Source organism: Winogradskyella sp. ABM4_392 (assembly GCF_056160445.1).
Genome location: NZ_JBSWXE010000009.1, coordinates 46,138 through 58,226, shown reverse-complemented (window position 1 = coordinate 58,226; position 12,089 = coordinate 46,138). Strand labels below are relative to the sequence as shown.

13 protein-coding genes are annotated in these 12,089 nt (G+C 31.3%); 7 read left to right on the top strand and 6 right to left on the bottom strand.

What is annotated here, in order from left to right; genetic code table 11:
* The first annotated feature begins 170 nt into the window (after positions 1-170).
* The 4 genes from ACXAFS_RS14725 (at position 171) to ACXAFS_RS14710 (ending at position 4,747) form a co-directional block, all read left to right on the top strand.
* Complete coding sequence (locus ACXAFS_RS14725; protein WP_475307908.1) at positions 171-911, top strand: transglutaminase-like domain-containing protein; 741 nt, start codon at positions 171-173, stop codon at positions 909-911.
* A 61-nt stretch (positions 912-972) separates the two neighbouring features.
* Complete coding sequence (locus ACXAFS_RS14720) at positions 973-2,328, top strand: O-antigen ligase family protein (protein WP_475307907.1); 1,356 nt, start codon at positions 973-975, stop codon at positions 2,326-2,328.
* The gene (locus tag ACXAFS_RS14715; RefSeq protein WP_475307906.1) at positions 2,288-3,298 is read left to right on the top strand and encodes a glycosyltransferase family 4 protein; all 1,011 of its coding nucleotides are present in this window, start codon (positions 2,288-2,290) and stop codon (positions 3,296-3,298) included. Before ACXAFS_RS14720 ends, ACXAFS_RS14715 begins: the two co-directional genes overlap by 41 nt.
* A 54-nt stretch (positions 3,299-3,352) precedes the next feature.
* Positions 3,353-4,747 (top strand): sugar transferase, encoded by a 1,395-nt coding sequence (locus tag ACXAFS_RS14710; protein ID WP_475307904.1) that lies wholly within the window; start codon positions 3,353-3,355, stop codon positions 4,745-4,747.
* Between the two features lie 2 nt (positions 4,748-4,749).
* Here the strand turns inward: ACXAFS_RS14710 and ACXAFS_RS14705 are convergent, their stop codons facing one another.
* Together ACXAFS_RS14705 and ACXAFS_RS14700 are read right to left on the bottom strand one after the other, a co-directional pair.
* On the bottom strand, positions 4,750-5,913 hold the full coding sequence (locus ACXAFS_RS14705; RefSeq protein WP_475307903.1) for a lipoprotein N-acyltransferase Lnb domain-containing protein: 1,164 nt from the start codon (positions 5,911-5,913) through the stop codon (positions 4,750-4,752).
* A 13-nt stretch (positions 5,914-5,926) separates the two neighbouring features.
* On the bottom strand, positions 5,927-6,997 hold the full coding sequence (locus ACXAFS_RS14700; RefSeq protein WP_475307901.1) for a putative type IX sorting system protein PorV2: 1,071 nt from the start codon (positions 6,995-6,997) through the stop codon (positions 5,927-5,929).
* 143 nt (positions 6,998-7,140) lie between these two features.
* On the opposite strand from ACXAFS_RS14700, the gene ACXAFS_RS14695 reads away from it, so the two are divergent.
* Genes ACXAFS_RS14695 through ACXAFS_RS14685 form a run of 3 tightly spaced genes read left to right on the top strand, consistent with a single transcriptional unit; the run spans position 7,141 to position 9,037 of the window.
* Positions 7,141-7,899 carry a CDP-alcohol phosphatidyltransferase family protein gene (locus ACXAFS_RS14695; RefSeq protein WP_475307900.1) on the top strand — a complete coding sequence of 253 codons (759 nt, stop codon included), beginning with the start codon at positions 7,141-7,143 and terminating at the stop codon, positions 7,897-7,899.
* Between the two features lie 20 nt (positions 7,900-7,919).
* Positions 7,920-8,729 carry a TerC family protein gene (locus ACXAFS_RS14690; RefSeq protein ID WP_475307898.1) on the top strand — a complete coding sequence of 270 codons (810 nt, stop codon included), beginning with the start codon at positions 7,920-7,922 and terminating at the stop codon, positions 8,727-8,729.
* Positions 8,726-9,037, top strand: a complete 312-nt coding sequence (locus tag ACXAFS_RS14685) for a hypothetical protein (protein ID WP_475307897.1) — start codon at positions 8,726-8,728, stop codon at positions 9,035-9,037. The genes ACXAFS_RS14690 and ACXAFS_RS14685 overlap by 4 nt, the downstream gene beginning before the upstream one ends.
* Before the next feature lies 1 nt (position 9,038).
* Here the strand turns inward: ACXAFS_RS14685 and lptB are convergent, their stop codons facing one another.
* The 4 genes from lptB to ACXAFS_RS14665 form a co-directional block, all read right to left on the bottom strand.
* Complete coding sequence (gene lptB / locus ACXAFS_RS14680) at positions 9,039-9,779, bottom strand: LPS export ABC transporter ATP-binding protein (protein WP_475307895.1); 741 nt, start codon at positions 9,777-9,779, stop codon at positions 9,039-9,041.
* A gap of 73 nt (positions 9,780-9,852) precedes the next feature.
* A complete protein-coding gene (locus tag ACXAFS_RS14675) occupies positions 9,853-10,200 on the bottom strand; it encodes a carboxymuconolactone decarboxylase family protein (RefSeq protein WP_475307894.1) in 348 nt (115 codons plus the stop codon).
* Positions 10,193-11,017, bottom strand: coding sequence for a twin-arginine translocase subunit TatC (gene tatC / locus ACXAFS_RS14670; RefSeq protein ID WP_475307892.1), 825 nt, complete (start codon positions 11,015-11,017; stop codon positions 10,193-10,195). The genes ACXAFS_RS14675 and tatC overlap by 8 nt, the downstream gene beginning before the upstream one ends.
* Positions 11,017-11,982, bottom strand: a complete 966-nt coding sequence (locus ACXAFS_RS14665; protein WP_475307891.1) for a KpsF/GutQ family sugar-phosphate isomerase — start codon at positions 11,980-11,982, stop codon at positions 11,017-11,019. The genes tatC and ACXAFS_RS14665 overlap by 1 nt, the downstream gene beginning before the upstream one ends.
* Between the last annotated feature and the right edge of the window lie 107 nt (positions 11,983-12,089).

The following is a 12,089-nucleotide window of genomic DNA, read 5'->3' as shown; positions in this document are numbered from 1 at the left end:
ATTAATAACAATTTGTTTGTTTTTGCAAAATATAAACTGTTAATTAGCTGTCTGTTAGAATATAAAAGTATTTATCTTAAATTGAAAAATGTTAAATTAATTGAATGATTTTTAAAAAAGTGTCATGGCTTATTAAGCGTCATCCTTTTTTATACTTAACGAGATTCAAATTGCTATCAAAGAACTCTAATCTCGAAGAAATTGAAGGAATTGCTTATAACCAAATTAATTTAAGTAAAGATATCCCTAATAACTTTAAACAAATTAATGAAGAAATTTTCAAGGATGGAAAACCATCTAGTGATTTTGAAATAGCTAAAGTGATATGCCTTTGGCTACAAGATAACATTAAAGGTGGGCCAGGTCTAAGTGAACCCTCTGATAGAGCACTCCGAATAATGTTAGAAGGTAAAGGAGGAGTTTGTAGTGATTTAACCCAGATATTTAATAATTTTTGTGTTATTAATGGTATAAAGGTTAGAGAATGGGGAACGACAAGAGCACCGTTTAATAAAGAATATGGTGGTCATTCTTTCAATGAAATTTACAGCGAAACCTTACAAAAATGGATTTTAATGGATATTTCTAGTTGTTTATTGTTTTACAATAAAAGTAAAGAACCATTATCTGTAATAGAGTTGTATCAATTAATTAGAATTAAAAAAGATTTCAGTTTTGAGACTTTTAATCAAAGCAAACCTTTGGTTGAGAATAATGTAAGACGAAATTATTTAAACCCAGATACAATTCCATTTTTGATCTGTAATTATTCTAATAAAACCTACGATTCTGTTTTAAGGTATACCAAACCTATAGTACCAGTCTTTGTTTCTCACTTTTTGATATTTGTTATTGGTAAAAGTTATTATTATAGTTTTCCATTAGATGATTATAAAAAAATAGTTTCTTAAGCTTAAATTATTAAGTTTGGGTTAATTTTTATTAGATTAACTCTATTGCCAAATATTTTTTTTGAAAACCAATATAACATACGTAGTTGCGGTAGCTTTTCATTTATTTATAGGAATAATCATTTATTTCAATGAAGGATTGGCTAAACTATATTTTTTTGCTGCTCTTTTTTACTTTCTTTATAGAATAATAACATCTCCAAGTCATTTAAAAATATATGAAGTTTTAAAGGCTTGTTCATACTTTGTTGGTGCTGAGGTATTACTGCGTATGACAAGAGGTGCAATATCTTATGAAGCTGGTAAGTATCTTGTAGTTATATTTATGATTATGGGTATGTTTTACAAAGGTATATCAGGTAAAGCTTATCCTTATTTTATATATATATTATTATTAATTCCCTCAATATTTGTTGCTTCAACCACATTGAGTTTTGATGCTAATTTTAGAACAAATATTGCATTTGTATTGAGTGGTCCAGTTTGTTTGGGTGTTGCGGCATTATTTTGTTATGATAAAAAAATATCGATTAAGCAACTACATACTCTTTTGCTTTATACTGTACTACCAATAATATCCCATACTATCTATATATTTTTTTATAATCCTAGTGTAAAGGATGTTTTATCTGGTACTGGATCTAATAGATCTGCTTCTGGTGGTTGGGGAGCCAATCAAGTATCTACAATATTAGGATTGGGAATGTTAATTATTGCAGTAAGATTATTTGCAAAATCTCCATCTAAAGGTTTAAAAATTCTAAACATTGTTATTTTTTCAGCTATAAGTTTTAGAGCAGTGGTTACTTTTAGTAGAGGAGGAGTAGTAACAGCATTAATAACTATTGTAGCTTTTTTAGTAATGTATTATTCCGTTGTTACTAAAAGGAAGAAAAATAATATATTGATGTTATCTGTGGTTTTTGCATTTAGTATGGTTTTTACATGGTTAATTAGTTCTAATCAAACTGATGGTTATATAGATTTACGTTATGAAAATAAAGATCATTTAGGACGAGAAAAAGCAGATATTACTACAGGAAGAGGAGAGTTATTTGAAAAAGAAATATCAGGGTTCATTTCTAATCCTTTTTTTGGTATTGGATCTAGTAGAGCTAAAGATGAAAGAATTGAAATTGAAGGTCAAGGTGTAACCTCCCATAGTGAGGTGAGTAGGTTGTTGGCTGAACATGGAATGTTTGGAGTGGTAATATTAATTATTCTTTTGTTTAAACCTTTAGATTACAGGTCACGGAATAAAAGAAATTATCTATTTTATGCTTTTCTAGGGTTTTGGTTTGCCACCATTAATCACTCATCAATACGGCTTGCAGCTCCAGCATTTATTTATGCTCTAGCGTTATTAAATGTAACATATGAAAACAATCCTATACATAGGAAACAACTTAAAGAGTAAAAAATCCAATATATCTTCAATAGGTGTGCTTGGACCATTATTAGAAAGTGATAGTCGTCAATTATTTTATGCTTCAAGTTATAACAATAAAATAAGAAGAATCTTGGATATGTTATATTCATGTGTTAAGCATAAGAATAGAATTGATTATGTAATTATAGACACCTATAGCACGCTAAATTTTTATTATGCTTTTTTAGTAAGTCAATTATGTAGAATATTAAAAGTAAATTATATCCCAATTCTACATGGCGGAAATCTAGAGAAGCGGTTGATACAGAACCCAAAGTTAAGTAAGATGGTTTTTGATAATGCTTACAAGTTGGTGTCACCTTCAAACTTCTTAAAAGTGACGTTTAAAAACTATGGATACCAGAATGTAGAATATATACCAAATACTATTAAAGTGTCTGATTTTGAGTTTTTTAATCGAGATGTGGAAATTATTAAATTATTTTGGTTAAGATCTTTTTCTAAAATTTATAATCCAACCTTAGCAGTTTTAATATTAGATAATCTTATCAAAAAAGGATATAATGCAGAATTATGTATGGTTGGCCCAGATAGTGATGGTAGTCTAAAGGAAGTCAAACAATTAATTAAACAATTAGACCTTAATGTAAAGTTTACGGGTAAACTATCAAAAAAAGAATGGATAGAGCTTTCAAAAAATTACAATATTTTCATTAACACAACTAATTTTGATAATACACCAGTTAGCGTTATTGAAGCAATGGCTTTAGGTTTACCAGTTGTATCAACTGAGGTAGGTGGTTTACCTTATTTAATTTCTCATAATGAAGATGGTCTTTTAGTACCGCCAAATGATGTAGATGCAATGGTAAATGCTATAATAAAACTACAAGAAGACCAAAACCTTAAAAACAAATTAGTGTTTAACGCACGTAAAAAAGTAGAAAAGTTCGATTGGAAAGAAGTAAAAGTAAAATGGGAAAAGCTTTTGTCTTAATATGAAGATAAAAATCAATTGATGTTACTATATTTACGGCGTAGCTAACCAACTATGACACATAAAAAAGGCATCCACTTCGAGGTATCAGAACGAAAGATTCTATTACGAATCATGGATTTGGTGATGGTATTTCTGGCTGTTTATTTTTTAAATCTGTATCCAAAGTTTGAATATTTACGTTTCGATGGTGAGAATATAGTCTCCCTAATTTTGCTTGCAATATATCTTATAATTTTCGGTACTATTTTCGAACTTTATGATTTACAGAAAGCCAGTAAGCTAGACTCAACGTTTAGGAATATTGTAATCACGACATCAACCGTTGTGCTATTTTATCTTTTAACACCTTTTTTATCGCCTTACTTACCTGAAGAGCGTATACAGATTGTATATTTTTATTTGGCGATAATTGTATCAATTTTACTTTGGCGTTTAGTATATATTAATCTTATAGAATCGCCAAGATTTTATAAACGCGTACTTCTAGTTGGAGAAATTTCTAATATTGATGGTTTGGTTAGAGCGCTCAATACTTCAGATCCTAACTATAAAATTGTTGGTTTTATTAATAGTGAAGCATCTACTCCTGAGTCTGTAAAATTTAAGGGACTAAAAGAATTTCAAGCCAAAGATTTTTTGAATGTTATCGAGAAAGAAAGAATATCAGAAGTACTTGTGGCTAGTTTTAATTCTGAAGCTATAATCGCTGAGGTCTATCACGATCTAATGATGTTGTTAGAGAGAGGCTTTAAAATAAGAGAATATACGCAGGTATATGAAGAGTTATTACACAGAGTTCCTATTCAATTTGTAGGTAAAGATTTTTATAAATACTTTCCTTTTAGTAGAAGTAATGAGAACAAACTCTATATATTTTTCCAAAGAGCTTTTGATATTCTATTAGCAATTATTGGGTTAACGATAGGTGCTTTAATTTTACCATTTATACTTTTAGGAAATCTTTTAGGTAATAAAGGCCCATTATTTTATATACAAGAGCGTATTGGGCGAAATGGAAAACCTTTTGAAATCATCAAACTTAGAACTATGGTAGTGAATGCAGAGAAAGATGGTGTTAAGTGGGCAAAGAAGGATGATAAGCGTATTACTAAGTTCGGTAAATTTTTAAGAAGGTCGCGTTTAGATGAGATCCCTCAATTTTATAATGTCTTAAAAGGTGATATGAGCGTTATTGGGCCAAGGCCTGAGCGTCCGTTTTTTGTTAATGAATTAGCGAGAATTATACCGTTTTATGAAACGCGACATATCATTAAACCAGGACTAACAGGTTGGGCTCAAGTAAAGACGAGATATGGTTCTTCAATTGATGATAGTCTCACAAAACTACAATACGATTTGTATTATATAAAACACAGAAGTGTGTTTCTAGACTTTAATATTGCTATAAAAACACTGAGTACAATTTTATATTACAGAGGTCAGTAAACTTAATTCTTAAAGAACTTTACCAAATAGATATATCGTACTGCCAATGCTATAAGAAGAGGTGTCAATGCAATTGCAAAAACCTGTACACCAATAGTCCAGTGTAGAGTCATAAGACAAAGCATTATAATTAAAAATTTAAGATAACTTTTTACCCAATTCTTAACATCATTCTTTAGTAGCTGTTTTATTGCAAAAATATTTAAAGGAAAAGCCCAAAGCAGATTATAATTTTGCCAAGTTGCGGTATGATCGGTGCCAAACCATAAGAATAATAAAAGAATACCTACTATTCCAGTTAAAGAAAAAAGAGTAATGTCTAACCACTTCGTTCTCTTCTGTTTCTTATAATCTTTATAAGTGATGTAAAGAATAAAAGAAGCAATTAAACCAAGCAGTACTAAAGGGCTAAATAGAAAATTTGATGACACACTTTTATTTCGTGTTTCATAAAGTGTTGAGGACGACTTCACCAAATCACTACTTCCATTTATTTTAGAAACCTTGAAAAATGAGTTAATATATTTAGGTAAAAACATATACTCATTAGCCGAAGCTTCTCTATCCACAACAGAACCTAAAGCAATGTCTATTCCTAAGCTTCCCCAAGAATTCTTGTCAACATGCTCATAAATAAGTGCTCTAAATGTTTTTTGTTCAAAATTAGTTGGCTTTTCAAAACTTATAGTATTGTCGCTAACCGTTGATAAGACATCTCTAATTTTGGTGGCACAATTATCATAGAAAAAGTCGTAGAGATATTTTCTGTTTTCAGGTTTGTAGTTGTTTTCTAAATAATTGAAGAGCTTTTGTTTTTGCTCTATAGATAGATTTAAAACCTGTTCCTCAATCGTTCTGTTTTGTCTTGAATAGTAGTTGAAAATATCACCAAAAAAATGTCTGCTTATGAGGTAGTTAAGTTTACCTCTTGCAAATTTTAGATAAAAGTTTGGGGCATCAAAGTCATACTGACCGTAACCATATACGATATCGATTCCTTTTGTTTTATCATTAACTCTGAAGGCATTATGCCCAAATGCATCATTTAAACTTTTACCGGGCCCAAAAGTTAAAACCGAAACTTCAGTATCTTGAGATAACTGAATTTGAAATGCAAAGGAAATCGAAAGAAAGAAAAATGCTAAAAGCGATAGTTTTATTTTCATTTGTTGAGCTTAACTATCTAAAAATACTAAAATCTATTTTCAATGAAAAAACATTGGAATACAGCGCAGCACTTTGGTCTCCAATATCTGTAAAAGCGTAATCAAGTTGAATACCTTTGTATTTAAAACCAACACCGAAATTAGGCTGAAAGGTTAAATCTTCAGAATTATCTATTTGTCTTTCATTCTGAAAATTACCAACTCCACCTCTTAGAAAAACCAAATCTGTATATCCAAACTCAAAGCCTAATGCTGGATTTATACTTGCAAATGACGTGGAGATAATATCATTATTTTCCTCAAAGCGTACATTAAGATTTGCGGCTGCTAATAAGGAATAATCATAGTTGAAAATCCATTTTTTAGACATTCCAATTTCTAATTTTGGAATCGTAATTTCTGTGGTTTCTGGTAATTCTTGGTTTTGACCTTCAACAGCACCACTAATTTGTTCAAATTTTTCTTCATCAATAGACCAAGTGTTGTAGGTAGTTGTAATATCTCTAGCCATAAGTCCAAACTTCCAACCAGAATCATTTTCAAATTGAATGCCAGCATCCAAGCCAAATCCCCAAGATGATGCAAAATCACCAATAATTCGTCTAATTACTTTAGCATTTACGCCAAAATTTAATCCGTCTAAAGGTAATTTTCTGGCATACGAGAAGGTTAATCCATAGTCTGCTGTAGAAAAAGTACTTATTCTGTCGTAGTTGATGTTACCTTCATCATCAATTAATTGGGTGGTATCTAAAATATCGTCAACGCCAAATCTTATAAGCGAAATACCAACAGCACTACGATCATCTAAAGGCATACCATAACCAATATAATTGTAGTTAGCAATGTTGGCAAAATAGTTAGAGTGCATTAAAGCAAGTTGGTTATCTTCAAGATGTACTAATCCAGCCGGATTCCAATAACCAGAATTAACATCCGAAGTTTGAGAAACTACGGCATTGCTCATCCCTAAAGCAGCAGCATCTACACCAATATTCATAAATTCATTAGAATACTTCCTGGTAGATTGCGCAAAAGCGATAGAGGTAACAAGTGTTAAGAGAATTACGATGTAATTTTTCAACAGCAAAGTTTTTTACAAAGATGCACAATTTTTCTATGTATTTAACTTTAAAAAGACCTTCTTATTGTTTAACAATATCCACAATTTGAAAAAAATAATAAGCTAAGCTCAAATACTTTTATATTTTTACAAAAATTATATTCATGAGTTTTAAGCGACACATTCCTAATATAGTTACACTTCTTAATTTATTTTCAGGATGTATCGCTCTAATATTTGCAGTACACGGTAATTTTATTGTAGCTGCTTTTTTTGTGTTTTTAGGGATCTTTTTCGATTTTTTTGATGGCCTTTTAGCAAGAAAGCTTAACGTGCAGAGCCCTTTGGGTATACAGTTAGATTCATTAGCGGATTTGGTGACAAGTGGAGTAGTGCCAGGAGTTATAATGTTTAAATTAATATCTCTTACTGTAGATAGTCCAAATTATGCTGCTTATTCTGATAGTTGGAATTCTATCTTCCACTGGCAAGGTTTTAAAATGTCTGTATTACCTCTAATTGGGTTGTTTATACCATTAGCATCAGCATATAGATTAGCCAAGTTTAATTTAGATGAAGACCAGCAAACCTATTTTAAAGGGTTACCAGTACCAGCTAATACTTTACTAATCCTATCGTTACCACTTATTTTAGAATATCAGAATAATGATTTGATGAATACCATCATTATTAACAAGTGGTTTTTAATTGGTTTGACACTTATAAGTTGCTATCTCCTAAATTCTAATATAAAATTGTTTGCGTTAAAATTTAAAGATTGGAGTTTTAAGAATAACGCAATACGATATATCTTTTTAATTATAAGTTTGGTGATGCTAGTAGTATTGCACTTTGCTGCAATACCTATCATTATCATTCTCTATATTATTTTGTCCTTAATCGATAAAAAGAACATAAACTAATAAACACAACATATTAAAAAATGGCAGAAGTTATTTTTACCCTTTTAATGCTAGTAATGCTTCAGGCTGTACTAGGATTTGATAACCTATTATATATTTCCTTAGAGTCTAAAAAAGCACCTGTAAGTGAACAAAAACGAGTTCGAAAAGTAGGTATATTAATAGCTATTGTGTTAAGAATTGTTCTGCTATTTGTACTGGTTTCAGTGATTGAATATTTTCAAGAGCCATTCTCATTTTTAACGGGTCATATTGAAGATGTTTTAGACTTTGCGTTTAATGGACATAGCATAATTGTGTTAGCTGGAGGTGGATTTATTATCTATACAGCAATTAAGGAGATTTGGCATATGATTTCTACTTCAGATTTAGAGCACGATATTGAAGGAAATGGTGATACCAAACGAAGTAAGTCTGCTAATGCTGCTGTGGTAAGTATTGTAATAATGAATTTGGTTTTCTCTTTCGATTCTATATTGGCAGCCATTGGTTTAACTAGTGATATTGAAAACTCAACAACAGCCTTTATTGTTATGGCTGTAGCTATTGTAGCAAGTGGTCTTTTAATGCTGTTACTTGCAGATAAAATTTCAGTTTTCCTTGCAAAGAATAGAATGTATGAGGTATTAGGATTATTTATTTTATTTATTGTGGGTATTATGCTAGTTACCGAAGGAGGTCATTTAGCACACCTTAAAATCTTTGGAAATGAGATTGTACCAATGAGTAAAACAACATTCTATTTTGTAATTGCAGTATTGGTTGTTGTGGATATTGTACAAGGACGTTATCAGAAAAAATTAATAAAACAAGAAATCACAGAAAAATGAAAAAACTAAAGCTTAGACCGTTTCTCATCGTTTTTTTTACCCTAATGGTGATTCAATTTTTAATTGTCTTTTTGGATGTGCAATTAACTAAAAGTAAAAGTGATTTAACCTCAGTAACAAATCCAATTATTGCGATTTTTAGTTTACCCATAAGTGGCATACACAGAGGTTTACCATTTTATGTTAACGAAAGTTTGTCTGTAAGAGCAGTATACTGGATTGTAAATTTATTTATTCAATCTGCAGTAGTGTACTTGGGTATTTTGGGCTTAAAAAGAGTAAGAAGAAAGTTAAAGAGGTTGTCTTAAACTAAAATTCTAATTTCTTTTTACGAAGTTCAAAGTTTTGACCAAGGTAAACTTTACGTACCATTTCATCACTGGCAAGTTCTTCTGGTTTACCAGCTTTTAAAATGCCACCTTCAAACATAAGGTAGGTTCTGTCTGTAATGGCAAGTGTTTCTTGTACATTATGGTCTGTAATAAGAATACCAATATTCTTTTTGGTAAGTTTAGCAACAATACGCTGAATATCCTCTACAGCAACAGGATCTACACCAGCAAAAGGCTCATCTAATAATATAAAGTTAGGATCGGTAGCAAGTGCACGTGCAATTTCTGTACGACGACGCTCACCACCAGATAGTAAATCACCACGATTGGTTCTAATATGACCTAGACCAAACTCCTCTATCAAAGATTCCATTTTTTCGTGTTGTTCTTTTTTACTCAATTTGGTAAGCTGAAGTACACTCAAAATATTATCTTCAATACTTAATTTTCTAAAGACAGAAGCTTCTTGTGCTAAATATCCAATACCATTTTGGGCACGCTTGTACATTGGATATTTTGTAATGTCAGTATTATCTAGATAAATGTTTCCACCATTAGGTTTAATGATGCCAACAATCATATAGAATGAAGTCGTTTTACCAGCACCATTTGGGCCAAGCAAACCTACAATCTCACCTTGATTAACTTCAAGAGAAACGTCTTTTACAACTTTTCGTCCGCTATAGGACTTCATTAAATTTTCTGCGCGTAACTTCATACTATTTCTAAGAACGCTAAAAATAACAAATTCATATATAACCCATTATCTTAAGTCTATATTTATAAAAAGTTTAACCTTGATTTTCTAGAGCTTCCCAATATTCATGCGCTCTTCTTAAATGTGGAATTACAATAGTACCACCAATCAAAGTAGCGATACCAAGTGCTTCACTAACTTCGGCTTTTGTTAATCCTTCATTATATGAAGACTCTAAATGATATTTAACACAATCATCGCAACGTAATACAGTTGAAGCTACCAAACCAAGTAATTCTTTAGTTTTTTTATCTAAAGCACCCTCTGCAAAGGCATTAGTATCTAGATTAAAAATACGTTTTACGATTTTATTATTATCAGCTAAGATCTTATCGTTCATTTTAGAACGATACTCATTAAATTCTTTTACAATATCAGACATGTTTTCTTTTTCTATTTTGGTTTCTAACTACGATAGCAGAAATATAAATACTTGCTTGGTATAATACTAAAATAGGAATAGCCACAATCACCTGACTTGCAATATCTGGTGGAGTAATTATGGCAGATAATATAAGTACAAGTACCAACGCATACTTTCTGTATTTTCTCAAAAATTGAGGTGTTACCAAGCCAACTTTCGTTAAAAAGTAGATAATAATTGGTAACTCAAACACAAAACCAGATGCCAATGAAGAGGACCTTACAATGGCGATTACAGAGCTAATATCAAACTCATTAGAAATCTGCTCACTAATCTGATAGTTAGCTAAAAAGTTAATCGATAAAGGTGTAATGATATAATAACCAAATAAGACACCAAGGAAAAATAAAAATGAAGCCACAACTATAAATCCTCTTGAGTTTTTACGCTCGTTTGGTTTTAATCCAGGACTTATAAAACTCCACAATTGATATAATACATATGGAAAGGCTACAATGAAACCTGCGTAAATCGATGTCCAGATATGTGCTGAAAATTGACCAGCAACCGTTCTGTTTTGAATAATAAACGGAAATTTATCGGCACAAAAAGTAGTGTCTTCAATACCCAAGAATTGTGACATTTTACACAAGCCTTCATACGTTGGGAAATTCATTTGAGTAGGCCCAAAAATGATAACATCAAAAATGAACTTTTTGAATATAAAAGCAAGTGTAGCAGCAATAACTACGCCTAAGGTTGCTCTAATTAAATGCCATCTTAAATCTTCAAGATGGTCTAGAAAAGACATTTCGTCTACACTCTTCTTCGCCATTATATGATGCCTTCTTTTATTAAATCATGTAAGTGAACAACTCCAGCGTATTTACCATCATGCTCAACCAATAACTGTGAAATACCAAATTCTTCCATCAATTCTTTAGCATCTACAGCCATAGCGTCTTCAGCAATACGTCTTGGGTTGGTGCTCATTATATCTCTAGCGGTAAGGTTTGTGATATCATCACTCTTACTTAGCATACGACGTAAATCGCCATCTGTAATAATACCAACAATGTTATCATTTTCTACAACAGCTGTAACTCCCAGCATTTTTTCGGTAATCTCAACAATCACTTCTTTAAGACTAGCGTCTAAATGTACTTCTGGTTTTTGGTTTAGAGATGATAAATCATTAACTCTTAAATATAAACGTTTGCCTAAGGCACCACCAGGATGATATTTTGCAAAATCCTTGCTTGAGAATCCTCTCAATTCTAATAAACAAATCGCCAAAGCATCACCCATAACAAGTTGTGCAGTAGTGCTTGTGGTAGGAGCCAAATTATTAGGGCAAGCCTCTTGCTCAACATAAGTATTTAAAACGTAGTCTGCCTGTTGTCCTAAAAACGACGCTTCATTGCCAGTAATAGCAATCATTTTATTTTTGGCATTCTTTATAAGCGGCACCAAAACTTTAATTTCAGGAGTGTTTCCGCTCTTAGAAATACAAATAACTACATCGTCTTTTAAAATCAACCCTAGATCACCATGTATTGCATCTGCAGCATGCATAAATACAGCAGGTGTTCCTGTGGAATTTAAAGTCGCAACAATTTTGTTAGCAATTATGGCACTTTTACCAATACCAGTAATAATAACTCGTCCTTTAGAATTATAGATGAGTTCTACAGCATTGGCAAAATCGTCTGTAAGTAAATCTGACAAATTCCCAATAGCCTTACTTTCTAAGGCTATAGTACTTTTGGCAGTGTTTAAAATGGATGACACAGTGTTCAAAACTAATTTTTTAATGTGTTTTTTAGATATAAAGATTTTGTTATCTTTAAGGTTATGCAAAAGTACGTGAATTTTTTCATTCAAATATTCCCAAATCACTTTGAAAA

Bases quoted from the DNA above. Each gene is read 5' to 3' on its own strand.
- ACXAFS_RS14675 (WP_475307894.1), bottom strand. From the start codon at position 10,200: ATGTCTGATATTGTAAAAGAATTTAATGAGTATCGTTCTAAAATGAAC.
- ACXAFS_RS14685 (WP_475307897.1), top strand. From the start codon at position 8,726: ATGAAAAAACTAAAGCTTAGACCGTTTCTCATCGTTTTTTTTACCCTA.
- ACXAFS_RS14710 (WP_475307904.1), top strand. From the start codon at position 3,353: ATGACACATAAAAAAGGCATCCACTTCGAGGTATCAGAACGAAAGATT.
- lptB (WP_475307895.1), bottom strand. From the start codon at position 9,779: ATGAAGTTACGCGCAGAAAATTTAATGAAGTCCTATAGCGGACGAAAA.
- ACXAFS_RS14690 (WP_475307898.1), top strand. From the start codon at position 7,920: ATGGCAGAAGTTATTTTTACCCTTTTAATGCTAGTAATGCTTCAGGCT.
- tatC (WP_475307892.1), bottom strand. From the start codon at position 11,017: ATGGCGAAGAAGAGTGTAGACGAAATGTCTTTTCTAGACCATCTTGAA.
- ACXAFS_RS14715 (WP_475307906.1), top strand. From the start codon at position 2,288: ATGAAAACAATCCTATACATAGGAAACAACTTAAAGAGTAAAAAATCC.
- ACXAFS_RS14695 (WP_475307900.1), top strand. From the start codon at position 7,141: ATGAGTTTTAAGCGACACATTCCTAATATAGTTACACTTCTTAATTTA.
- ACXAFS_RS14705 (WP_475307903.1), bottom strand. From the start codon at position 5,913: ATGAAAATAAAACTATCGCTTTTAGCATTTTTCTTTCTTTCGATTTCC.